The sequence below is a fragment of the Aureimonas sp. Leaf454 genome (assembly GCF_001424685.1).
GTDB lineage: Bacteria > Pseudomonadota > Alphaproteobacteria > Rhizobiales > Rhizobiaceae > Plantimonas.
In genome coordinates, this window is sequence record NZ_LMQT01000002.1 from 37,249 (window position 1) to 58,162 (window position 20,914).

Sequence of the window (20,914 nt, forward strand, 5' to 3'; positions counted from 1 at the left end):
TCGACCGTCACTTCATGGATCGTCGAAGCGGCATGGAACGCAATGGCTTGGCGGCCGTAGTTCGACAATCGAATCCGATGAACCGTCCACGAGACTCTTTTCATGTCTGCCATGCACACGCCGTCCAGGCCACCGAGAGCGCGGATGCCCATCCACGCGATGATCGTGCCGTTCCCCATCGTCTGCTTCACCCTGGCCCTTCTGACCGACATCGCCTTCTGGCAGACGTCGAACCTGATGTGGCAGAACTTCTCCGCGTGGCTCCTCTTCGCGGGCCTCGTGTTCGGCGGGATCGCCGCGCTGGCCGGCATCATCGACGCGGCGTTCCGCCTGTCGATCGGAGGCGACGCGCCGGCCTGGCCGCACGCGATCGGGAGCCTTCTCGTTCTCGTGCTCGCCTTCGTGAACAGCCTCGTCCATGCCGGCGACGGCTGGACGGCGGTTGTCCCCATGGGTCTGGCGCTGTCTGCCGCGACCGTTTTCCTGATGCTCGTGACCGCGTGGCTCGGCCGCGCCGTCGCGGTCCGCAGCCATGCCGGAGTGGCCTACCATGACTGATCGTCTCTCCACCCTGTCCCGCGCCGCTCTCGCCGGCAGCTGCCTCCTCGCGCTCGGCCTCGCCGGTTGCAGCGATTCCAGCGACACGTTCGACACCGCGACGCAGATCGGCCCGAACCCGGTGCTGCCCGAGCCCAGCCCTTCGCTCATTCCGAGCCTGAAAGTGGCGGAGGTCGTCGGCTGGTCCGCGGACGAGATGCCCGTCGCGCCGGCCGGCATGACGGTGACGGCCTATGCCCGCGACCTGGTCAATCCCCGCACGGTCTATACGCTGCCGAACGGCGACGTGCTCGTGGTGCAGTCGCGCGGACCCTCGGGAGAGCCGAAATCGCGGCCGAAGGACATCATCCGCGGCTGGATCATGTCGATCGCCCACGGCGACACCGGGGGCGAGCCCAAGGAGAGCAATCTCATCACGCTGCTGCGCGATTCCAACCGGGACGGAACGGTCGACGAGCGGCACGATCTGCTGAAGGGGCTGAACTCGCCCTTCGGTCTCGCCTATGTCGACAACACGCTCTACGTCGCGGCCGCCGATGCGGTCCTCGCCTATCCCTACCAGCTCGGCCAGACCGCCATCACCGAGCCTCCGCGCGAGCTGACGGCGCTGCCCGGCGGCCCGATCAACCATCACTGGACGAAGGATCTCGCGCTGAGCCCTGACGGGCGCTACCTCTACGCATCGGTCGGCTCCAACTCGAACATCGTGGAAAACGGGCTCGAGGCCGAGAAGAACCGTGCCGCGATCCTGCAGATCGACCGTCAATCCGGTGCCAGCCGAGTCTATGCATCGGGACTGCGCAATCCGAACGGTCTGACGATCCAGCCGGACACGGGAGAACTCTGGGCCGTGATCAACGAACGCGACGAGCTCGGTCCCAATCTCGTCCCGGATTACATGACCTCCGTGAAGGACGGTGCCTTCTACGGCTGGCCCTGGAGCTATTACGGCTCGCATGTCGACGAACGGGTCCATCCGCCGCGGCCGGACATGGTCGAGAAGGCGATCGCGCCGGACTACGCCCTGTCCAGCCATGTCGCGGCCCTCGGGCTCGCCTTCTCGAAGGGCTCGGCCTTGCCGGCTCCCTATGCGAACGGCGCTTTCATCGGCGAGCACGGGAGCTGGAACCGCGATCACTTCAACGGCTACAAGGTCGTCTTCGTGCCGTTCGAAAACGGCAAGCCGAATGGCAAGGCCGAAGACTTCCTGACCGGCTTCATCGACGGCGACGACGCCCGTGGTCGCCCGGTCGGTGTCGGCTTCGACGGCACGGGCGCGCTTCTCGTGGCCGATGATGCCGGAAACGTTGTCTGGCGCGTTGCGGCGTCCGACGGCTCGGTCACGCCGCAGCCGATCGCCTCGGACCCGGTCACCGCCGCGTCGGCCGACTCGTCCGCCGCGTCGCCGGCCAGCGCGATGGCCGCCGCAGGCAATGGTTCGGCGGGAACGCCGTAAGACCGAGGCTGTCCGAACCGTTCAAAGAAACGAAAGGTCGGAGGCGCCGGTCGATCGAGATCGACGCCTCCGATGGCGAGAGAAAGGACCGCTTCGGCGGCCACCAGGAGCGCAGTCGATGAAATGGAGCTTGCGGCGGGTGGTTTTCGGCCTCATCGTGCTCGGTGCGGTGGTGCTTGCGGCAATCACCTATGTCGGATCGCATCGATACGACGAGGAGCTCGAAGTGCTCGACCGTCGCGAGCGATGCGTGGCCATCGCCCAGTCGCCGCAACCGGGTGGGGCCGATGACGCGCAGCGTTCGCAACTCGCGCAATGCCGAAGCGAAGGATGGGTGCCGGAAGCGGTTCGTTGACGGATTTGCGCAAGCCGTTACGAACGTTGATGATTCTTCGTTAAGACATCAGCCGTCTTCGCTCGAGTTCAGTGTTTTTGATGGGATGGGCTGGAGATGATGACGGCAGCGGAGATGCTGGTGCGCGCCGATGAGATCGCCGCGTCCGCGCATGATGGTCAGGTCGACAAGGCCGGTGCGCCCTACATATCGCATCCCCGCCGGGTCTCCGCCGCCGTCGACGGCGAGATCGCAAAGGTTGTGGCCTTGCTTCACGATGTCGTCGAGGACGGTCCGGACTGGAGTCTCGAGCGTCTGCGCTCGGAGGGCTTTCCCGTCGAGGTCGTCGACGCGGTCGACGCCCTGACCCATCGCGAGGGCGAAGACTATTTCGAGTCCGTGCGTCGTGCCGGTGCCGATCCGATCGCCCGGCAGGTGAAGCTCGCGGACCTCGCCGACAATTCCGATCGCACACGATTGACGTCGATCGGCGAAGCCGACGAGCGGCGGCTCGCCAAATATGCCGAGGCGACGGCGATGTTGCGGCCCCTGACGACGTCCCCCGCCTGACGAAACCACAGGAGCCTTCGGCTCGATCCGGATGGTTCTCCGCGAACTGAGGGTATGCGCCATCGCGCCAAGACCGGGGCGGACGTCGAGTTTCGAGGCGTTCGTTCGCCGCGCTTGAGCCGTTGCGAGAGGCAAGCGCGGCCCGTGCGACCGGAGGCTTCGCGAAGCCTTCAGGACCTTCCACCGATCTGTGGAAAGAATGCGCGCACATCGTGCGCATATGGGCCGGACGTAGGTTTCGCTCCAGCCTCGGACGTCATCTTAACGTCTCAGTAAGGACGGGACGAACGGATCCCGGCAACCAGAATCTGTGACGATGACCGACGCTCCCACGACCGCCAAACCCGTGCGCCTGCGAGGCCGATCCTTCCTCGCGCTGGTGCTTTCGCCGGAGCTGCCGATCCGGGATTGGCTGGCCGCGCTGGACGATCTCGCCGCCCGATCGACGGGCTTCTTCCTCGGGCGTCCGATCGTGCTCGACGTGGACGGACTCGCGCTCGACGCGGCCGGGCTCACCACGCTTCTGGAGGCTCTGGCGGCCCGCGGGGTCAGGGTCATGGGCATCGAGGGCGCCATGCCTTCCATGATCAGGCCGGGAATGCCGCCGGTGATGCGCGGCGGGCGCGATGCCGGAGCGGTCGAGCCGGAGGCGCTGGTCGCCGGCGAGGGCTCCAAGGCTGCCGGAGCGGACTCCCAGCCCGCCGATGCCGCGTCGTCGGCCGCGCCGGTCCTTTCGGCGCCGGTTCCCGCCAAGTCCTCGCTTCTGATCGACGCTCCCGTCCGCTCCGGGCAGTCCATCATCTTTCCCGAAGGCGACGTCACGGTTCTCGGCTCGGTCGGCTCGGGTGCCGAGATCATCGCCGGCGGGTCCATTCACGTCTATGGCAGCCTGCGCGGCCGGGCGATCGCGGGGTCGGCGGGGCAGGCCGATGCGCGCATCTTCTGCCGCAAGCTCGAGGCCGAACTCATCGCGATCGACGGTCTCTACAAGACCGCCGAGGACATCGAACCGAAGCTGCACGGCCAATCGGTTCAGGTCTGGTTGGACGGCGACCGGTTGAAGACCGTCGCGCTCGCCTGACGCATCTCAGAAACAGGAACGCTTCAATGTCGACAGTAATGGTGGTCACATCCGGCAAGGGTGGCGTTGGCAAGACCACGACGACGGCGGCGCTCGGCGCCGCGCTGGCCCTGACGGGGCAGAGTGTCGTCGTGGTCGATTTCGACGTCGGCCTGCGCAATCTCGACCTCGTCATGGGGGCGGAGCGGCGCGTCGTCTACGATCTCATCAACGTCGTGCAGGGCGACGCCAACCTGTCGCAGGCGCTGATCCGCGACAAGCGGATCGAGACGTTGTCGCTGCTGCCGGCTTCGCAGACCCGCGACAAGGACAATCTGACGATCGATGGCGTCGATCGCGTGATGGCGCAGCTGCGCGAGCGGTTCGACTGGGTGATCTGCGACAGCCCGGCCGGCATCGAGCGCGGCGCGACGCTGGCGATGCGCCATGCCGACGTCGCCGTCGTCGTGACCAATCCGGAGGTCTCCTCGGTGCGCGATTCCGATCGCATCATCGGCATTCTCGACGCCAAGACGCTGCGCGCCGAGCGCGGAGAGGCGATCGAGAAGTATCTTCTCCTCACCCGCTACGACGCCGCCCGCGCGGAGCGCGGCGACATGCTGAAGGTCGACGACGTCATCGACATCCTGTCGATCCCGCTTCTCGGAATCATCCCGGAAAGCATGGACGTCCTGCGCGCTTCCAACACCGGGACGCCCGTGACGCTCGGCGAGCCGAACAGCGCGCCCGCCCGCGCCTACATGGACGCCGCTCGCCGGCTCAACGGCGCCGACATCCCGATGTCGATCCCCGACGATCGCCGTGGCCTCTTCGGGCGTCTCTTCGGTCGGAGGGCGGCATGACGATCTTCGATTTCTTCACCAAGCGGCAGAACAACACCGCCCCGGCGGCGCGCGAGCGCCTTCAGGTGCTGCTCGCCCACGAGCGGGCCGCCATCGGACAGGCCGATCTCGTGGGTGTCCTGCGCGAGGAAATCCTCGCCGTCATCACCAAGCACGTCTCGATCGATCGCGACCGCGTGAAGGTGAAGATGGAGCGCGGCGACGCGGTCTCGACGCTCGAAGTCGATATCGAACTGCCCGCCCAGACGCTGAAGCCTGTCGTGGCCGCCCCGATCGACCGGACCACGCCGGTCGGACGAATCCGCCGCGCCTGAGGCGCGGCGGTCCATGGCGCCGGTCCCGCCGAACAGGCGACCGGTGCTGCCACCGCGGGCCACGCCCGCAGGAGCCTTGAACCCACGAGAGGAACGAGCATGACCAGAGCCGAACTTTTGAAGCGTCTCGGGAACGTGCAGGACGCGCCGCAGCTGAAGGGCCGCGACGTCAGGAGCATCACCGCCATGCTGGGCCTCGACGCCCTGCGCAAGCATGTCGAAGTCTGCGAGGCCGCGGCCGCCCGCGGCAATTGAGCGAACCCGCTCCATCTCGAACGGCGGCCGGGCCATGATGGCCCGGCCGCCGTTTCCATTTCCGGCGCGATCGGGAATGCTGCCCGTCGTCGGCGAGGCGCAGACGTCTTCGACGACGGGGCGACCCTTTCCAGCGCCGCCGAACGCCGTCGCGGCGCGAAGTCGCCACCCCGGCGAGCGTCGAGGATCACCGTGGGGTCCCGCCATCCGGCCCTCCAACCCGATGCGTCTCCTGCACGGCACCGGCTTCATCGACGCGGTGCCAGTCGATCCGAGTGGCACCGCGTCCCGGCATCGTCCGGGTCCGGCCTAAGACATCGAGGCTTCAACCGGCGCCGGCGCCGTCGAGCCGCCCTCGACGAGAGGCACGTCCCAGACCTCGACGAGCTCGTTCGCCGGCGTGCCGCGGGCACGCTCGATCGCCATTTCCCCGATCCGCCGCCCGGCTGCGCGCACGGGTGAGCGCAGGACCGTGAGACCGGCGAAGGCCATGTCGGAGGGCAATGCCGCAACCGCGTCGTCATGAGCGATCAGGGAGACGTCCTCCGGAATGCGCAGGCCGGCCTCGGCGATGGCGCGCGAGGCTCCGGTGGCCAGCAGCACCGACGAGCAGAGGAAGGCCGTCGGCCGTTCGGGCAAGGCCAGCATCGCTTCGGCGGCGGCGTAGCCGCGGAGGTAGGTCTGCTGGCCGCAGGTCATCAGACGCTCGTCGCAGTCCAGACCTGCCGCGGCGAGGGCCATGAGGAAACCGTCGCGCCGGTCGCGGCCATAGGCGCGGTTTTCCTCGCCGTTCAGCAGCGCGATCCGGTGATGGCCGAGGGCTGCGAGATAAGCGGCCCCTTTCCGAAACGCGCCGACATTATCGACGCTCAGCGAGGCGACGGTCTGCCCGAAGATCGGTCGTCCGTGCGCCACGACGGGAAAGTCGATCTCGGCCAGCACGCTCGTCTCGGGATCGTCGAGGATCGGCGACAGGAGCACGAGCGCATCCACCGCGCCGCTCCGCACGATCCGTTCGCAGGCGGCGACCTCTTCTCCCGCGCGGATCGGATTGAGATGGATCGCGAGCCCGCGTTCGGCCGCCGTCTCGCTGATGCCGGTGAGAAGATCGGCGACGATCGGACTCTCCAGCATGTTGCTTTCGATCGAAAAGAGAATTCCGATCGCATTGGCACGACCGGTCGCCAGTCCCTGCGCGACCGGGTTCGGCCGATAATCCAGCCGCTCGGCTGCTTCCAGCACGCGGCGTCGCGTCTTCGCGCCGACCTCGGGATATCCGTTCAAGGCGCGACTCACGGTCGTCTGCGAAAGCTTGAGATGCGCAGCAAGCGCCTTCAGGCTGGTCAACGTCGTCCTTCCCCGGCGAAATGCCGACGCGATGGGCCAAGAGCGTGTTTGCGAAGGCCCGAGAGGGCGAACGTGACAGCAGCGGATCCGATCGCGCAAAACCGACATTGACACAGGAACCAAAGCGCTTCAATCTTCAGTCAAAGCGCTTTGAGAGAGGTTCAAGGTGCTGCACCGCACTGTGGGAGGAGGCGGTCGCCGGGAGGATGGCATGCGGATGTCGCGAAGCGCGGGCTCGTTCAGGCGAGATCGGTGCTTTCTCGTCTGCGTCGAAGCTCTTCACCGCCGCGACCGCACGGCATGTTGGAAGGTCAAGGCATGAGCATCCGGACCGTCGTCTGGAACGAGTTCGTCCACGAGCAGGAAAACGCCGTGGTTCAGAGCGTGTATCCCGACGGCATTCACAACACGATCGCCGCGGCGCTGGCGAATGACGAGACCATCTCCGTCTCGACCGCGACCTTGGATCAACCCGAGCACGGGCTGCCGCAGTCGCGACTCGACGAGACGGACGTGCTTCTCTGGTGGGGGCACAAGGCGCATGGCGCCGTCTCCGACGAGATCGTCGACCGAGTCCAGCAGCGCGTGAACGAGGGCATGGGCCTCATCATCCTGCATTCGGGGCACTTCTCGAAGATCTTCAAGCGGATGATGGGAACGCCCTGCTCCCTGCGCTGGCGCGAGGCGGGCGAGCGGGAGCGTCTCTGGGTCATCAATCCCTCGCATCCGATCACGCAAGGGATCGAGAAGGCGATCGAGATCCCGAATTCGGAAATGTACGGCGAGCCCTTCCTGGTGCCCGAGCCGCTGGAGACCGTGTTCGTGTCCTGGTTCGAGGGCGGCGAGGTGTTCCGGTCGGGGCTGACGTACCAGCGGGGAGCGGGCCGGATCTTCTATTTCGAGCCGGGCCACGAGACGTATCCGATCTATCATCAGCCCGACATTCAAACCGTCCTGCGCAACGCCGTGCGTTGGGCCTACAATCCCGCGGCTCCCTGGAAGGATGTCGCCAAGGCACCGAACGTGCCGATCTCCGAGGCTCGCGAAAAGCTGGAGAAGAAGGGTCCGTCGCTGCACAAGGCCGGGGAGGCGGGTTACCGATGAGCGGTCCCCAGCGGATCATGATCCTCGGCACGGGCGGCATCGCGCCGCGCCATGCCGAACACTTCAAGACCATTCCTCAGTGCAGCGTCGTCGCCGCGGTGGACACGAACATCGAGAAGGCACGCGCCTTCGCGACCGAGTTCGGCATCCCGCATGCGTTCGCAAGTCTCGATGATGCGTTGGCCTGGGGCGCGTTCGACGCGGCCGTCAACGCGACGCCCGATCCCGTTCACAAGCCGACGACGCTGAAGCTGATCACGGCGAAGAAGCCCGTTTTCTGCGAAAAGCCGCTGGCGGTGAATTTCGACGACGCGCTCGCGATGACCGAGGCGGCGGAGGCGGCCGGTCTCGTCAACATGGTCAATCTCACCTACCGCAACGCGCATGCGCTGCAGATGGCGCGTCTGATGATTGACGAGGGTCGGATCGGAACGATCCGGCATATCGAGGCGAGCTACCTTCAAAGCTGGCTCACCGGCAAGCACTGGGGCGACTGGCGCACCGACGAGCGCTGGCTCTGGCGCCTGTCGTCCGAACACGGTTCGAAAGGCGTCCTCGGCGACATCGGCATCCACATCCTCGACTTCGTCACCTTCGGCACCGGTCTCGACATCGCCGCCCTGCAGGCGCGGATGAAGACCTACGACAAGGCCGAGGGCGGGTCGATCGGCGCCTATAAGATGGACGTCAACGACAGCGTCGCCATGACCGTCGAGATGTCGAACGGCGCGCTCGGGGTCATCCATATGAGCCGCTATGCGACGGGCAGTCTCAACGACCTGAACCTCACGATCTACGGCGAGACCGGCGCGCTGCGCATCTGGGCGAACCAGATGGAGTCCCGCCTCGAAGCCTGCATGGGCGAGGACATCGATACCGCGACCTGGCGCCGGCTGGACTGCCCCGTCACGCCGCGCAACGAGCACCGCTTCGCCAGGGCGCTCGTGACGGGAGAGAACGGTCAACCGGATTTCCGGCATGCGGCGACGATCCAGAAGCTGCTCGATCTCTGCTTCGTGTCCGATCGGGAAGGACGGATGCTCGACGCGGCCTGAGGTCGATCATCCGGGGCGCCGGGCCGATGTTCAACGGCCGCCTCGCTGCATCACAACTCCGGTGTGCACCGCCGGAGGAGGGCGGGGTTCTTTTCCTCGGCTTTCGAGTGAGCCATGCTGGTGGGAATTCCGCCGGCGACAGAGCGGAAACGGACCAGTTTTTCGGAGCCGGATCCGCATGGCAGACGCTCTCGATCGGGTGCCCGATCGAGTGACAAACGAATTTTTTCGGGAGGAATTTCATGTTGAAAGCATTGATGGGCGTCCTCGTCGCGGGGACCATGCTGTCCGCCACGACCGCCAAAGCGGACGAGATCTCGATTGTCGCGGGCTCGATCGGCAAGGACATCGAGGAGTTGCGGTCCCAGCTCGACGCCTTCCAGGCCGCGAGCGGACACAAGGTCGAGATCGTCACGATGCCGGCCTCGACGACGGATCAGTTCGGCCAGTATCGGCTCTGGCTCTCGGCGGGCAACAAGGATGTCGACGTCTACCGGACCGACGTGATCTGGGCGCCGCAACTGGCATCGAACCTCCTCGATCTCACGGATGCGATGAAGGACGTGGTGGGCGAGCATTCCGCCTCCGTGATCGCCTCCCAGACGGTGGACGGCAAGCTCGTCGCCATGCCGCTCTTCGCAGATGCGCCGGCGCTCTACTACCGCAAGGATCTCCTGGAGAAGTACGGCAAGACGGTTCCCGCCACCTGGGCCGAGCTGACCGCGACCGCCAAGGAGATCCAGGACAAGGAACGCGAGGCCGGCAACCCGCAGATGAACGGCTTCGTCTTTCAGGGCGCGGCCTACGAGGGACTGACCTGCGACGCGCTGGAATGGGTCGCCTCGAACGGCGGCGGGCAGATCGTTTCACCCGAGGGCGACGTGACGATCAACAATCCGAAGGCCGCCGCCGCGCTGGACATGGCGCATGGCTGGGTCGGCACGATCGCACCGGCCGGCGTCACCGGTTACATGGAAGAGGAGGCCCGCGGCGTCTGGCAGACCGGCAATGCCGTCTTCATGCGCAACTGGCCCTATGCCTTCCCGCTCGGCAACGGCGACGATTCGCCAATCAAGGGCAAGTTCGACGCGGTGCCGCTGCCGGCGGGCGAAAGCGGTCAGTCCGCGGCCTGTCTCGGTGGCTGGAACCTCGCGGTCTCGAAGTTCTCCGAGCATCCCCAGGCCGCCGTCGATCTCGTGAAGTTTCTCGTCTCGGCCGAGTCGCAGAAGCAGCGCGCGCTCGGCACGGCGCGGCTGCCGACCATCGCCTCGGTCTACGACGATCCCGAGGTGAAGGAGAAGCAGCCGCTGGTGGCCAAGTGGAAGACGGTCTTCGAGAATGCGACGCCGCGACCCTCGGCGCCGACGAAGACCAAGTACAACGAAGTCTCGCAGCAGTTCTGGACGGCGGTGAACAAGACATTGGCGGGCCAGGGCGACGGCGCGACCAATCTCGACGCCTTGGAGAAGCAGCTGCGCCGCCTGAAGCGCAGCGAGTGGTGAGAGCGCCCGCCGCCCGCCGGACCTGACAAGGTCCCGGCGGGCGGCGTCGCGACGTGTCGCGCTCCGGCCGCGTCCTGCGGCCGGAGAGGTCTTTACCCCGTTCGAGGGCGTTCGAGATGACCCAGACAGCGCTCGGCGTGCCGCCGACGAAATCCTCCTTCGAACCGGATGCGACGACGCCGAAACGGTCGGCCCTGACGAGCCAGCGACGCCGGGCCGCCTGGATCTTTCTCGCCCCGATGCTGGTCGTCCTCGCGCTCGTCGCGGCCTGGCCGCTCCTTCAGACGATCCGCTTCTCCTTCACGGACGCCAAGCTCAGCGATCTCGAAGGCGCCAGCTTCGTCGGTTTCCAGAACTATTACGAGTGGGTGGACTATGGCGGCGGGGAGGGCGAAGCCTTCGGCCTGCTCGTCGACCCCGTCTGGTGGCAGGCGGTCTGGAACACCGTCACCTACACTGCGATCTCGGTCTCGATCGAAACCGTGCTCGGGATGATCTTCGCCCTCGTGCTCAACGCGAACTTCAAGGGACGCGCCTTCGTGCGGGCCGCGGTTCTCATTCCCTGGGCGATTCCAACGATCGTCTCGGCCAAGATGTGGGCCTGGATGATGAACGACCAGTTCGGCATCCTCAACGACATGCTGATGACCGTCGGCCTTCTCTCCGCGCCGATCGCCTGGACGGCCTCGCCCGACACGGCGATGATCGCGGTGGTGATCGTCGATGTCTGGAAGACGACGCCCTTCATGGCGCTCCTGATCCTCGCCGGCCTGCAGATGGTGCCGGGCGACGTCTACGAGGCCGCCAAGATCGACGGCGTCCACCCCGTGAAGGTGTTCTTCAAGGTGACGCTGCCGCTGATCCGGCCCGCGATCCTCGTCGCGGTCATCTTCCGCGCCCTGGATGCACTTCGCGTCTTCGACCTCATCTACGTCCTGACCCCGAACAACGGGGACACCAAGACCATGAGCGTCTACGCGCAGGAGAACCTCTTCCAGTTCGACAATTTCGCGCAGGGATCGGCCGCCTCGACCATGCTCTTCCTGGTGATCGCGATGATCACGCTCGTCTACATCAAGCTCGCGCGGCTGAACCTGGAAGGAGGGCGCTGAGATGGACGGCCGTACGCTGAAACGCACCGCCGGCACGATCGGCTTCTACGCTCTCGTGACCGCGATCGTCCTCTTCTCGATCTTCCCGTTCTACTACGCGATCCTGACCAGCTTCAAATCGGGGACGGACCTCTTCCGGATCGATTATCTTCCACGGTCCTTCTCGCTCGCCAACTATAGCGGCGTGTTCCAGTCCGGCACGTTCCTGCGCAACATCCTCAACTCGGTGATCGTCGCGATCTCCGTGGTCTTCATTTCGCTCTTTCTCGCGGTGACCGCGGCCTTCGCCCTGTCGCGCGTGAGCTTCCGCGGGCGCGGCTTGCTGCTGATGACCATTCTCGCGGTTTCGATGTTTCCCCAGATCGCGGTGCTCGCCGGGCTCTTCGAGATGATCCGCGCGATGGGCATCTACAACACCCTCTTCGCGCTGATCTTCTCCTACATGATCTTCACGCTGCCCTTCACCGTCTGGGTGCTGACGACCTTCATGCGGGACCTGCCGCTGGAAATCGAGGAGGCCGCCATCGTGGACGGCGCCTCGCCCTTCACGATCATCCGCCGGGTCTTCCTGCCGTTGATGTGGCCGGCGCTGGTGACGACGGGGCTGCTCGCCTTCATCGCGGCCTGGAACGAGTTTCTCTTCGCGCTGACCTTCGTCGCCAACAACGACACGCGCACGGTGCCGGTCGCCATCGCGCTCCTCTCCGGTGCCTCGGAGCAGGAAACGCCCTGGGGCACGCTGATGGCGGCTTCCGTCATCGTCACCGTGCCGCTGATCGTTCTCGTCCTCATCTTCCAACGCAAGATCATCTCCGGCCTGACCGCCGGCGGCGTGAAAGGCTGACCATGCTCGATCCCGCGCGCGAAACGACGGCCTCGACCGTGAACCCGGCTCCCGCACCCGACGACTGGTGGCGGGGCGCGGTGATCTACCAGGTCTATCCCCGCTCGTTCCAGGATTCCAACGGGGACGGGATCGGCGATCTTCCGGGCATCACGCAGCGTCTGCCGCATCTGGCGGACCTCGGCGTCGATGCCGTCTGGATCTCGCCGTTCATGACCTCGCCCATGGACGATTTCGGCTACGACGTCTCCGACTACCGGGACGTCGACCCGATCTTCGGCACGCTCGGCGATTTCGATGCGCTGGTCGCCGAGGCGCATCGTCTCGGGCTGAAGGTCATGATCGACCTCGTCCTGTCCCATTCCTCCGACCGTCATCCCTGGTTCGCCGAGAGCCGGACCGACCGAACGAACCCGCGCGCGGACTGGTACGTCTGGGCGGACGCCAAGGACGACGGCACGCCGCCGACGAACTGGATGTCGAATTTCGGCGGCTCGGCCTGGGAATGGGATGCCGGACGCCAGCAGTACTATCTCCACAACTTCCTGATCTCGCAGCCCGACCTCAACTTCCACCATCCCGAGGTTCAGGACGCCATGCTGGACGTCGTTCGCTTCTGGCTCGACCGGGGTGTCGACGGGTTCCGGCTCGACACGGTGAACTTCTACTTTCACGACGCGGAGCTCAGGGACAATCCGCCGCTCGCCCCCGAATTCTGGAACGAGCGCATGGCGCCGCGCTCGCAGATCTACCATCGCCAGGATCATCTCTACGACAAGAACCGCCCTGAAAACCTCGACTTTCTGCGCCGCTTCCGCGCGCTGCTCGACGCCTACGAGGGGCGCACGGCCGTCGGCGAAGTGGGCGAGTTGATCCGGGGCGTCGAACTGATGGGCGAGTATACGAGCGGCCGGGACCGGCTGCACATGTGCTATGCCTTCGACTTCCTGAACACGCGGCTGCCGGAGATCGACGACATCCGGCCGGTGATCGAGCGCTTCTCGGAAACGGCCGCGGACGGTTGGGCGTGCTGGGCCTTCTCCAATCACGACGTGGTGCGCCACGCCACACGCTGGGCCGACGGACATCCCGACCGGGACGCCATCCTGAAGCTCGCCGCCGCCATCCTGCTGTCGCTGCGCGGCTCGGTCTGTCTCTACCAGGGCGAGGAGATCGGGCAGAGCGAGGCGGAGATCGCCTTCGAAGACATTGCAGACCCCTGGGGCAAGCGCTTCTGGCCGACGATCAAGGGCCGGGACGGATGCCGGACGCCGATGGTCTGGGAGGCCGAGAGCCGGAACGGCGGCTTCTCCGCGGCGTCCAAACCCTGGCTGCCCGTGCCGGCGGATCATCTCGAGGCCGCCGTCGACCGGCAGGCGGGGCAACAGGGCTCGTTGCTCGAAACCTACCGCAGCCTGCTCGCCTGTCGAACGGCGCATCCGGCCTTGCGCAAGGGCGATCTCGATTTCCTCGATCTCGGCGCGGGACTGCTCGCCTTCGAACGCCGCCACGAGGACGAGCGCATCCTCTGTCTCTTCAACCTGTCGGGCGAGGCTCGGGTCGTCGAGCTCGCGGGCGAGTTCGCGGCGGCGACACTGCTGAATGCCGCAGGGCATCTGGGCGCGGCCTCGTCCGGTCCCGGTCAATTCCGGCTCGCGCGACACGGGGCTGCCTTCGCGCAGCTCGGCGACGCATGAGCCACACACGACATCGATCGCGCAAAGAGCGGGTCAGGGAGGAGACGACATGGCAAATCTGAAGCTCAGCGGCGTCCAGAAGACCTACGGCGCGGTGAAGGTGCTGCACGGCATCGATCTCGACATCCAGTCGGGCGAATTCGTCGTTTTCGTCGGACCGTCCGGTTGCGGCAAGTCCACCTTGCTTCGCGTCATCGCGGGTCTCGAGGAGATCACGGGGGGCACGCTGTCGATCGACGGGGACGTCGTGAACCACCGCACGCCCAAGGAGCGCGGGATCGCCATGGTGTTCCAGTCCTACGCCCTCTATCCCCACATGACCGTCTACGAGAACATGGCCTTCGGTCTGTCGCTGGAAAAGGGAACGTCGAAGGAGGAAATCGACAAAAGGGTGCGGCACGCGGCCGGCGTCCTGCAGATCGAACCCTATCTCGACCGCCTTCCGAAGGCCCTTTCGGGCGGTCAGCGACAGCGCGTCGCCATCGGCCGTGCCATCACGCGCGATCCCAAGGTCTTCCTGTTCGACGAACCGCTTTCCAATCTCGATGCGGCCCTTCGGGTCCAGACCCGGATCGAGATCGCCCGCCTGCATGAGAGAATGCACGGAACGACGATGATCTACGTCACGCACGACCAGGTGGAGGCGATGACATTGGCCGATCGGATCGTCGTCCTCAACCGGGGACGCGTGGAGCAGGTGGGAACGCCGCTCGAACTCTATCGCGATCCGGACAATCTGTTCGTCGCCCAGTTCATCGGCTCGCCAGCCATGAACATCCTCAGCGGTCGCGCCTCGGGCCGGGCCGTCATTCTGGAGCATGGTGCCGGCGCCGTCCCGATTCCGGCGCCCGACGGCGTGGTGGGCGCTCTTCATGTCGGCGTCCGTCCGGAGGACCTGTCGATCGCGCCGGCCGGGGAGGGGTTCCTCACCGGAACGGTCACGCTGACCGAAGCGCTCGGCGAGGTAACACTGATCTATGTCGATCTCGGCCGGAAGGGCGAGCCGCTCGTCGCCAAGGTTGCCGGGAGCGTCGAGCTGCCGCGCGGTTCGGCGATCCATCTTCGCGCAGACCCGCAGTCGCTGCGCTTCTTCGACGAGGGCGGCCGCGCCCTTCGTCGCGAGAGCCGCAACGCGGCGGCCTGAGGGAAGGCCGCTCGGGACGCCCCGCCGCCGGATCCGTGCATCGTGCTTGACGACGGACGCCGGCGGCAGGGCTTTTCGGTTCACGTCCGAGGGCCTTTGCCTCAGCTCGCGGAACCGCTGCGACCGCTCCCGACGCCTCGACCTCGAGACGGCAGCGCCGGCATCATGGCGTGCGCCGATTAGGCGGAAGCATTCGGCCATTCACGATCGTCCCGCCACCACGGCCCCGAGAGTTCGAGCCCGTCGCAACCGGATGCAGGGCGTCCTTGCCGACGCCGCTCGAGATCGGGTGATGGTCGCCCTGGCCGAGGTGTCCCGGCGCGGAGCGATCTCGCGAAGAACCGCTCTCAGCCGGGCGCGTTCGGCGGCGTCGTCGTTCCGGGCGCGATCTCCGTGCCGTAGAGACCGAACCCTTCGGTAAAGAGGCCGAGAAGCAGTATCGCGACAATGACGGCAATGATACCGATCACCCAACCGGAAGATCTGTGACGGTCTTCGCGCGCCATGCTTCCGTCTCCGCCTCGCTTCGACTTCGCCCTTCAGGATGCGGCCGCCGTATCCTCTGGGCCGTCGAGGGTTCGTCTTGGAAACAGACCATCGCGCGTTTTGTTTCGACGCAAGAAAGAGGCCACCTAAGCTTAGCCATGCAAGCTCGGCGGAGGTTTTTGCGGGAAGGCGAGGGGTGGCGGATATCGGCTTTGGGCCTGTCCGCCGCCTGGGGCGCAGCGACGGCAATCCTCGATCAGGGCGCCGCGGATCGGGCTCCATCGATCGAAACCCGTTTCCGCACCGCATGAAAAAGGCCGCCGAGGTGGCGGCCTTCGTTGGAGGCGAATGCGTCCTGTGGGATCAGGCGACGGTTGGTTTCGGCGTCTCGTCGTCGTCCTCGTCCTCGTCGTCGGACGCTTCGAAATCGATCGATTGCAGCACTTCGGCGGCGTCGTCGCGGATCTCGTCCAGGAATTCGACGGCTTCGTCGAGATTGTCGGCGCCCTGCGCCGCCAGCATGGCCAGCTGGATCGTCAGGATCTGGGCGACATCGTCCAGGCTGAGGCCCTCGAAGAGGTTCCCGATCTCGTTGGCGATCCGGTCTTTCTCGGCTTCGGCGAGCATGGCGGCAGTCCTCTTCTTCGTCAGCCGACAACCGGCTTCGCGCCACTATCTAGGCAGGACGAAACGATTGCCAGTGTCTCGGCTCCGTCGAACCGAGAAAGTGCGTCAGCCCTCCGACGCTTCCCGGGCGTTCGCCGGTACGATCAGCTTGCCGATCTCCGCACCGATCTCAGCGCTTTCGGCCTTTGCCCGCGCCCGCTTATGCCGGCGATCGAAGCCTGAGAGGATGTCCGACAATTCCTTCTCGAGAACAAGGGTCGCCGCTTCCTCCGCCCGGAACCAACGTCTGCGACGCTGGCCGTATTCGGGCCAAGCGGAATCGACGGCCTCGACCCGCAGGGGAAACACCTCGACGCGGCATCGAACGAAGGTCAGTCGATCCGCACCGGCCTTGTCGTAATCGTAGTGACCGAGACTCTTTTTGGCGACGCGTCCGAGAACGCCCGCCTCTTCCCAAGCCTCCTGTGCCGCCGCCTCGTGCGGCTTCTTGCCCTTCATGGGCCAACCCTTGGGAATCACCCAGCGCCCGGTATCCCGCGACGTGATCAGCAGGATTTCGGCATCCTTCGCATCCGTTTCCCGGAAGGGAAGCGCTGCGAACTGAGTTTTCGGACGTTTGGAGGCCATGAACGACGGTGGGCGAGAGAGGAGCGACAGGCTGTTTTCAATGCGACACCGCGTGCCGGATCAAGGCGTGTCCCAAGCAATTCATATGGAGATCGCGAACCCCGATTCAATCCATACGTCGAATGACGCAGGCCTTCCCCGAACGCGGTCGCGGATCCTTCGTCGGCCGACGGATCGTCTTCGGAGCCCGTGTCGCAAGGCCCGGCGGCGACGCGGCCGAGGGCCTGCGCCGCGTGCAGCCGGACCGTGCGGAGGGTCCAGCTGCCTCGAGATCTTGGGTCAGAGGGCGCCGGGTGCCCGATCGAGCGTGGCGGAGGCCGAATGGCGCTGGCGTCGGCCGACAATCATCATCGGAATGCTCGCGAAGGAGAGGACGAGCGTCAGGGCGGCGAAGAGGCCGATGGACGGATTTTCCTCGACGGCGGTCGTATAGAAGATGAGGTACATTTCGTAGATGAAGGCGGGAGGCGCGAGCGAGAAGAGGCCTGCGCCGGCGTAGCCGATCGTGCGGAAGCTGGTGGTGACGAAGGTGTCTTCGCGAACCATGTCGGGTGTCTCCTAGAGCGTGGACGCCACCGTTCGCAGGCGAAGCTTGCTTCAGACCGTTCCGGAGACGAGGGAACGCCTTGATTCAGCGAATGCGGATGCGCATCTCGACGCGGCGATTGGCCGGGTCTCGCGGATCGGCCATGCGCGGATCGCGCTCCCCGAACCCCGCGACGCCCAGTTGGTCCGGCGAGACGCCGCATTCCAGCAGAAAGGTCCGGACCGCCTCGGCACGACGTTCCGAGAGCGCCTGGTTGTAGGTCGCATCTCCCCTCGCATCGCTGTGGCCCTCCACGACGAAGCTTGCCGTCGCCAGCCGCTCGTCGGCCAGCGTCCTGGCGAAGGCCTTGAGGCTCTCGCGGGATTGCGGCGTGAGCGTCGCGGAATCCAGGTCGAAGGCGACGAGAAGATCGAAGCCTTCCGGCGCCGTCAGTTGCTCCAAGCACGCGCTCGATGCGCCGATGCAGAGGCCGCCGCCGATGGCCGCCCGAAGGAGCGTCGTCGCGGCAAGGTTCGGCGGGCCGCCGGCTGCGCCACTGCTCACACCCAGCAAGAGCATCGCCGATGTCGCGGCCGCGATCCGCATCCGATGTTCCCTTCCTGTCGGCGACATCGCCGTTGAATCCAGCCTATGCGAGAACCGATCGGCCAATTCAAGGCGCCGAACCTTTCTCATTCCGGTCGACCGTGAAAGCCGCGATGGCGACGTCGATCGAGATCCCTCTTTCGTCGGCCCGGCGCGCGATCTCCTGGAAATAGCGGCGCGCCTCGACCGGAACCGGCGGTCGAAGGGCCGCAATGCCGTCACCCCCGGCTAGGACGACGAAGAGCTGAACCGTCGGCACGGGATCACCGGTGAGGCTCAACGGCGTTTCGAAGGAACGCGTGCCGTCCTCGGATCCCGACAGGAGAAAGCTCGCGTCCTGGATCCGGCCTTCGTCATCGAGGATCAGCAGCGTCACGGGTTGGTCCGCAGTGCCGCTGACGATTCCGCGGATGGTTCCTCCGCTGGGGATGCGGTCGGGAGAGACCGCAAGCCGGACCGCGAAGTCCGGGTAAGCCGCCTGGGATCGCGCGAAGGCGAGGGCGGAACACTGGGCCTGCGAAACCTGCCGGCCGGCCGCGCGAGCTCCGGTGCTTCGGCCGAGCGCCTCATTGAACTGCCCGAGCGCCGTTTCGTCCCGGGAAAAACCCGACAGCGACGCTTCGCTGGCAGTCGGCCCGCCGGGCAGGGCCGCAAAGCATCCGCCGCCGTCATAACCGCGCACGAAGCGGGTGATGGCGGAGCGATCGCCCGCGTGGATTTCGGCGTCGGACCCACCGGAGGCGACGTTCGCGGTGTCAGGCGTCGTCGATACGGTGCGACGGGGCACGGCGACGATGGGGGTCGTCGCCGTCGCCGTCACCGGATCTCCCGACACGGCTGCGGGATAGGACATGTTGGGCGCACGCGTCGCTCCGGTCGCGGCGGAGACGCTTTGCTCGGAAGGGGAAGAGGCGGCGGCTGCCGTCGGAACGGGAACGCTGATCCGCGGCCGCAACGGACGCGCGGCGGGAACGGTCGCAATTGCGGAAACCAGAGCCTCGCCCTCGCGACCGGCTTCTCTCACCGATGCGGCCTCCGGCGCGGTGGACGAGGCGGAACGGGCGGGGGTGGCGACCGCGCGGACAGCGGCGGCGGCGACGGAGACGGTCGGCGACGATGCCGGCGCAGGCGCGGCGGATGCCGGTGCAAGCGTCACGGCGGGCCGGTTTGCCGTTGCGGGCGTCGCCGAGACTGCGGGAGCGCCGCGATCGAGCGTGGTCGTTCGAGAAAGCGGCGTCGCGGCCGCCGACACGATCGTCCGCGTCGGTGCCGGATTGGCGACGACCGAACTGGCCGTTGACACGGCGGTTGCCGGTTCGGCGGCTGGAGACGCCGGGTCAACCGGCTCCGAGGGCACGGTTGCCGCTGCGACCGCGGGTCGGCGCTCAGGCGAAGACGGCGAGATGGCCGATGCCGGCGCGGCCCCGACCGTTGCCGCCGACGCGGAACCACCGACCGGCGTCCCGACGTCCGTTGCTGCCGCTGCCGGCACGGGCGAAAGCGCGGGTACAGGCACAGGCGCCGGCACGGTCACAGGGGCCGTCCGCGCCGAAGCCGCGTCGGTCGAGGCGACGAGCGCTGCGCTGCGGGCGGGATCGACGATGGCGGCCTCGGCCCTTCCGACCTCGGTCACGACCGGCACAGCGGCCTCTTCGATGGCGACCTTGGCTGGGATCGTCACGGCGCGCGTGGCCGACGATGTTTCGTCCACCGTCGAAGCCGTCGCCGCTGCCGCCGCCGGAACGATCGACGTTCGATCCAGGACGGGAGCATCGATCAACGTGATGACGCTGTCTTGAAGCGGCGCTTCGGCCAGGGACGCCCCGAACTGATGAGCCGCGACGATCAGCGGCACGTGGATCAACGTCGCGATCGCATAGGCCGCCGTTCGCCAGAGGCGATCCTGCGACGCTGCGAATGAAACGGCCTTCGTCATCACGGCGTCTGCCTCGCCTCCTCGCGGCGCGTCACGAGCGTCATCGATCGACCGGTCTGAACGCGAAGCCGGGCCATCAGAGCCAGCAGATCGCGAGCCGGCATCGTGCGCTCCGCGAGGATGTTGAGATCCGATGCGGCGGCGCCGCCCTTCGACAGGGCCGAGACGAGATCCGGCTCAAGAACAAGGACGCCATCGAGATGAAGGCTGCCGTCGGTCGCCACCGCGAGAAGCGGCCTCGGCAGACGATCGCCGGGAAGGGTCTCCACAGTAGGCGGCGTAACGGAGAGTTCGGCCCGGTTCACCTGGCTGCCGTTCGTGATGAAGAACAGCAGGAGCAGGAACACGATGTTGATGGCGGGAACCGCGAAATCAAGCGTCGGCGGAGAGGTCCTGGCCCGCAGTATCATCGGCAACCGATCGTCTGGCGTGCGATCATGTGCAACGTCCCGTCATCGCATGTTCGCGACGGTGATGGATGGAAAAGCCGATTGTTTTGCGACTTCGAGCGCCGAGACGAAATCCTGGACGGTCGCATCCTGCGACGCGAGGAGGGTCAGGCGCGTCGCACCGGATGCGATCTCCGCCCGTAGCCTGTCCCGGAGTTCGGCTCCGGTGACGTCCTGACCGTTCAATCTGAGGCGTCCCGCACCGACCGAGAGAAGGGTTTCGAAACGGGCGTCGCTCGCGACGGCAGAGGCGGACGACGTCAGAGACGGAGGGGATGCGCCGTCCTGGAAGGCCAGCGTCGAAAAGGGCGCCAACTGAGACGACAGCATGAAGAACGTGAGGAGGAGAAACACGATGTCGACGAGCGGCGTCAGCACCATGGGGCGACGAAGCCGCCGCCGTGGTTTGAGATGAAAACCGTCACGCTCCGGAACGGACATG

25 protein-coding genes are annotated in these 20,914 nt (G+C 66.3%); 16 read left to right on the plus strand and 9 right to left on the minus strand.

Annotated elements, in window-relative coordinates; all coding sequences use genetic code 11:
• Positions 1–102: 102 nt before the first annotated feature.
• The 8 genes from ASG43_RS05130 (at position 103) to ASG43_RS23225 (ending at position 5,410) form a co-directional block, all read left to right on the plus strand.
• Positions 103–558, plus strand: coding sequence for a DUF2231 domain-containing protein (locus ASG43_RS05130; RefSeq protein WP_056501286.1), 456 nt, complete (start codon positions 103–105; stop codon positions 556–558).
• The gene (locus tag ASG43_RS05135; protein ID WP_056501291.1) at positions 551–2,014 is read left to right on the plus strand and encodes a sorbosone dehydrogenase family protein; all 1,464 of its coding nucleotides are present in this window, start codon (positions 551–553) and stop codon (positions 2,012–2,014) included. The genes ASG43_RS05130 and ASG43_RS05135 overlap by 8 nt, the downstream gene beginning before the upstream one ends.
• A gap of 118 nt (positions 2,015–2,132) precedes the next feature.
• Entirely contained in the window at positions 2,133–2,369 is a 237-nt protein-coding gene (locus ASG43_RS05140; protein WP_156386479.1) for a hypothetical protein, read from the plus strand.
• A gap of 96 nt (positions 2,370–2,465) precedes the next feature.
• Entirely contained in the window at positions 2,466–2,918 is a 453-nt protein-coding gene (locus ASG43_RS05145) for a GTP pyrophosphokinase (RefSeq protein ID WP_200939472.1), read from the plus strand.
• 316 nt (positions 2,919–3,234) lie between these two features.
• Positions 3,235–3,999 carry a septum site-determining protein MinC gene (gene minC / locus ASG43_RS05150; RefSeq protein ID WP_056501296.1) on the plus strand — a complete coding sequence of 255 codons (765 nt, stop codon included), beginning with the start codon at positions 3,235–3,237 and terminating at the stop codon, positions 3,997–3,999.
• A 26-nt stretch (positions 4,000–4,025) separates the two neighbouring features.
• A complete protein-coding gene (minD, locus tag ASG43_RS05155; protein ID WP_056501301.1) occupies positions 4,026–4,841 on the plus strand; it encodes a septum site-determining protein MinD in 816 nt (271 codons plus the stop codon).
• Positions 4,838–5,155 carry a cell division topological specificity factor MinE gene (gene minE / locus ASG43_RS05160; RefSeq protein ID WP_056501303.1) on the plus strand — a complete coding sequence of 106 codons (318 nt, stop codon included), beginning with the start codon at positions 4,838–4,840 and terminating at the stop codon, positions 5,153–5,155. Before minD ends, minE begins: the two co-directional genes overlap by 4 nt.
• A gap of 99 nt (positions 5,156–5,254) precedes the next feature.
• Positions 5,255–5,410, plus strand: a complete 156-nt coding sequence (locus ASG43_RS23225; RefSeq protein ID WP_200939473.1) for a hypothetical protein — start codon at positions 5,255–5,257, stop codon at positions 5,408–5,410.
• A 309-nt stretch (positions 5,411–5,719) separates the two neighbouring features.
• Here ASG43_RS23225 and ASG43_RS05165 read toward each other — a convergent pair whose 3' ends face one another.
• Complete coding sequence (locus ASG43_RS05165; protein ID WP_056501306.1) at positions 5,720–6,757, minus strand: substrate-binding domain-containing protein; 1,038 nt, start codon at positions 6,755–6,757, stop codon at positions 5,720–5,722.
• A 318-nt stretch (positions 6,758–7,075) separates the two neighbouring features.
• Between ASG43_RS05165 and ASG43_RS05170 the strand changes: the two genes are divergently transcribed.
• From ASG43_RS05170 to ugpC, 7 genes are all read left to right on the plus strand, one after another.
• The gene (locus ASG43_RS05170) at positions 7,076–7,861 is read left to right on the plus strand and encodes a ThuA domain-containing protein (RefSeq protein ID WP_056501309.1); all 786 of its coding nucleotides are present in this window, start codon (positions 7,076–7,078) and stop codon (positions 7,859–7,861) included.
• The gene (locus tag ASG43_RS05175; protein ID WP_056501310.1) at positions 7,858–8,916 is read left to right on the plus strand and encodes a Gfo/Idh/MocA family oxidoreductase; all 1,059 of its coding nucleotides are present in this window, start codon (positions 7,858–7,860) and stop codon (positions 8,914–8,916) included. Before ASG43_RS05170 ends, ASG43_RS05175 begins: the two co-directional genes overlap by 4 nt.
• A gap of 242 nt (positions 8,917–9,158) precedes the next feature.
• Positions 9,159–10,418, plus strand: coding sequence for an ABC transporter substrate-binding protein (locus ASG43_RS05180; RefSeq protein WP_056501313.1), 1,260 nt, complete (start codon positions 9,159–9,161; stop codon positions 10,416–10,418).
• Positions 10,419–10,657: 239 nt separating this feature from the next.
• Positions 10,658–11,530 (plus strand): sugar ABC transporter permease, encoded by an 873-nt coding sequence (locus ASG43_RS05185; RefSeq protein ID WP_244487994.1) that lies wholly within the window; start codon positions 10,658–10,660, stop codon positions 11,528–11,530.
• Between the two features lies 1 nt (position 11,531).
• Positions 11,532–12,374 carry a carbohydrate ABC transporter permease gene (locus ASG43_RS05190; RefSeq protein WP_056501315.1) on the plus strand — a complete coding sequence of 281 codons (843 nt, stop codon included), beginning with the start codon at positions 11,532–11,534 and terminating at the stop codon, positions 12,372–12,374.
• A 2-nt stretch (positions 12,375–12,376) separates the two neighbouring features.
• On the plus strand, positions 12,377–14,071 hold the full coding sequence (locus ASG43_RS05195; RefSeq protein WP_056501319.1) for an alpha-glucosidase family protein: 1,695 nt from the start codon (positions 12,377–12,379) through the stop codon (positions 14,069–14,071).
• 49 nt (positions 14,072–14,120) lie between these two features.
• Positions 14,121–15,215: a sn-glycerol-3-phosphate ABC transporter ATP-binding protein UgpC gene (ugpC, locus tag ASG43_RS05200; RefSeq protein WP_056501320.1), complete on the plus strand. Its 1,095-nt coding sequence runs from the start codon at positions 14,121–14,123 to the stop codon at positions 15,213–15,215.
• A gap of 347 nt (positions 15,216–15,562) precedes the next feature.
• Here the strand turns inward: ugpC and ASG43_RS22555 are convergent, their stop codons facing one another.
• The 6 genes from ASG43_RS22555 to ASG43_RS05225 all read right to left on the minus strand — a co-directional run bounded on the left by ASG43_RS22555 (position 15,563) and on the right by ASG43_RS05225 (position 18,940).
• A complete protein-coding gene (locus tag ASG43_RS22555) occupies positions 15,563–15,721 on the minus strand; it encodes a hypothetical protein (RefSeq protein WP_156386480.1) in 159 nt (52 codons plus the stop codon).
• Positions 15,722–16,064: 343 nt separating this feature from the next.
• Complete coding sequence (locus ASG43_RS05205) at positions 16,065–16,328, minus strand: hypothetical protein (RefSeq protein ID WP_056501324.1); 264 nt, start codon at positions 16,326–16,328, stop codon at positions 16,065–16,067.
• Between the two features lie 105 nt (positions 16,329–16,433).
• Complete coding sequence (locus tag ASG43_RS05210) at positions 16,434–16,955, minus strand: NUDIX hydrolase (RefSeq protein ID WP_082490656.1); 522 nt, start codon at positions 16,953–16,955, stop codon at positions 16,434–16,436.
• A 279-nt stretch (positions 16,956–17,234) separates the two neighbouring features.
• Positions 17,235–17,501: a hypothetical protein gene (locus tag ASG43_RS05215; protein WP_056501326.1), complete on the minus strand. Its 267-nt coding sequence runs from the start codon at positions 17,499–17,501 to the stop codon at positions 17,235–17,237.
• Positions 17,502–17,586: 85 nt separating this feature from the next.
• Positions 17,587–18,087: an OmpA family protein gene (locus ASG43_RS05220; protein WP_056501330.1), complete on the minus strand. Its 501-nt coding sequence runs from the start codon at positions 18,085–18,087 to the stop codon at positions 17,587–17,589.
• A 67-nt stretch (positions 18,088–18,154) separates the two neighbouring features.
• A complete protein-coding gene (locus ASG43_RS05225; RefSeq protein WP_056501333.1) occupies positions 18,155–18,940 on the minus strand; it encodes a hypothetical protein in 786 nt (261 codons plus the stop codon).
• Between ASG43_RS05225 and ASG43_RS05230 the strand changes: the two genes are divergently transcribed.
• Positions 18,939–19,886: a hypothetical protein gene (locus ASG43_RS05230; protein WP_156386482.1), complete on the plus strand. Its 948-nt coding sequence runs from the start codon at positions 18,939–18,941 to the stop codon at positions 19,884–19,886. The two genes, ASG43_RS05225 and ASG43_RS05230, sit on opposite strands and share 2 nt — an antisense overlap.
• Before the next feature lie 136 nt (positions 19,887–20,022).
• On the opposite strand, the gene ASG43_RS05235 is transcribed toward ASG43_RS05230, so the two are convergent.
• Positions 20,023–20,433, minus strand: coding sequence for a biopolymer transporter ExbD (locus tag ASG43_RS05235; protein ID WP_056501338.1), 411 nt, complete (start codon positions 20,431–20,433; stop codon positions 20,023–20,025).
• Between the two features lie 42 nt (positions 20,434–20,475).
• The gene (locus ASG43_RS05240) at positions 20,476–20,913 is read right to left on the minus strand and encodes a biopolymer transporter ExbD (protein ID WP_056501340.1); all 438 of its coding nucleotides are present in this window, start codon (positions 20,911–20,913) and stop codon (positions 20,476–20,478) included.
• Position 20,914 lies beyond the last annotated feature (1 nt).

Coding starts and splice junctions, on each gene's coding strand:
- ugpC (WP_056501320.1), top strand. CDS start 14,121: ATGGCAAATCTGAAGCTCAGCGGCGTCCAGAAGACCTACGGCGCGGTG.
- ASG43_RS05235 (WP_056501338.1), bottom strand. CDS start 20,433: ATGATACTGCGGGCCAGGACCTCTCCGCCGACGCTTGATTTCGCGGTT.
- ASG43_RS05130 (WP_056501286.1), top strand. CDS start 103: ATGTCTGCCATGCACACGCCGTCCAGGCCACCGAGAGCGCGGATGCCC.
- minC (WP_056501296.1), top strand. CDS start 3,235: ATGACCGACGCTCCCACGACCGCCAAACCCGTGCGCCTGCGAGGCCGA.
- ASG43_RS05185 (WP_244487994.1), top strand. CDS start 10,658: ATGCTGGTCGTCCTCGCGCTCGTCGCGGCCTGGCCGCTCCTTCAGACG.
- ASG43_RS05215 (WP_056501326.1), bottom strand. CDS start 17,501: ATGGTTCGCGAAGACACCTTCGTCACCACCAGCTTCCGCACGATCGGC.
- ASG43_RS05240 (WP_056501340.1), bottom strand. CDS start 20,913: ATGTCCGTTCCGGAGCGTGACGGTTTTCATCTCAAACCACGGCGGCGG.
- ASG43_RS05175 (WP_056501310.1), top strand. CDS start 7,858: ATGAGCGGTCCCCAGCGGATCATGATCCTCGGCACGGGCGGCATCGCG.
- ASG43_RS05140 (WP_156386479.1), top strand. CDS start 2,133: ATGAAATGGAGCTTGCGGCGGGTGGTTTTCGGCCTCATCGTGCTCGGT.
- ASG43_RS05180 (WP_056501313.1), top strand. CDS start 9,159: ATGTTGAAAGCATTGATGGGCGTCCTCGTCGCGGGGACCATGCTGTCC.
- ASG43_RS05220 (WP_056501330.1), bottom strand. CDS start 18,087: ATGCGGATCGCGGCCGCGACATCGGCGATGCTCTTGCTGGGTGTGAGC.
- ASG43_RS05210 (WP_082490656.1), bottom strand. CDS start 16,955: ATGGCCTCCAAACGTCCGAAAACTCAGTTCGCAGCGCTTCCCTTCCGG.
- minD (WP_056501301.1), top strand. CDS start 4,026: ATGTCGACAGTAATGGTGGTCACATCCGGCAAGGGTGGCGTTGGCAAG.
- ASG43_RS05170 (WP_056501309.1), top strand. CDS start 7,076: ATGAGCATCCGGACCGTCGTCTGGAACGAGTTCGTCCACGAGCAGGAA.
- ASG43_RS05145 (WP_200939472.1), top strand. CDS start 2,466: ATGATGACGGCAGCGGAGATGCTGGTGCGCGCCGATGAGATCGCCGCG.
- ASG43_RS05225 (WP_056501333.1), bottom strand. CDS start 18,940: ATGTCCTATCCCGCAGCCGTGTCGGGAGATCCGGTGACGGCGACGGCG.
- ASG43_RS22555 (WP_156386480.1), bottom strand. CDS start 15,721: ATGGCGCGCGAAGACCGTCACAGATCTTCCGGTTGGGTGATCGGTATC.
- ASG43_RS05230 (WP_156386482.1), top strand. CDS start 18,939: ATGTTGGGCGCACGCGTCGCTCCGGTCGCGGCGGAGACGCTTTGCTCG.
- ASG43_RS05135 (WP_056501291.1), top strand. CDS start 551: ATGACTGATCGTCTCTCCACCCTGTCCCGCGCCGCTCTCGCCGGCAGC.
- ASG43_RS23225 (WP_200939473.1), top strand. CDS start 5,255: ATGACCAGAGCCGAACTTTTGAAGCGTCTCGGGAACGTGCAGGACGCG.
- minE (WP_056501303.1), top strand. CDS start 4,838: ATGACGATCTTCGATTTCTTCACCAAGCGGCAGAACAACACCGCCCCG.
- ASG43_RS05195 (WP_056501319.1), top strand. CDS start 12,377: ATGCTCGATCCCGCGCGCGAAACGACGGCCTCGACCGTGAACCCGGCT.
- ASG43_RS05205 (WP_056501324.1), bottom strand. CDS start 16,328: ATGCTCGCCGAAGCCGAGAAAGACCGGATCGCCAACGAGATCGGGAAC.
- ASG43_RS05190 (WP_056501315.1), top strand. CDS start 11,532: ATGGACGGCCGTACGCTGAAACGCACCGCCGGCACGATCGGCTTCTAC.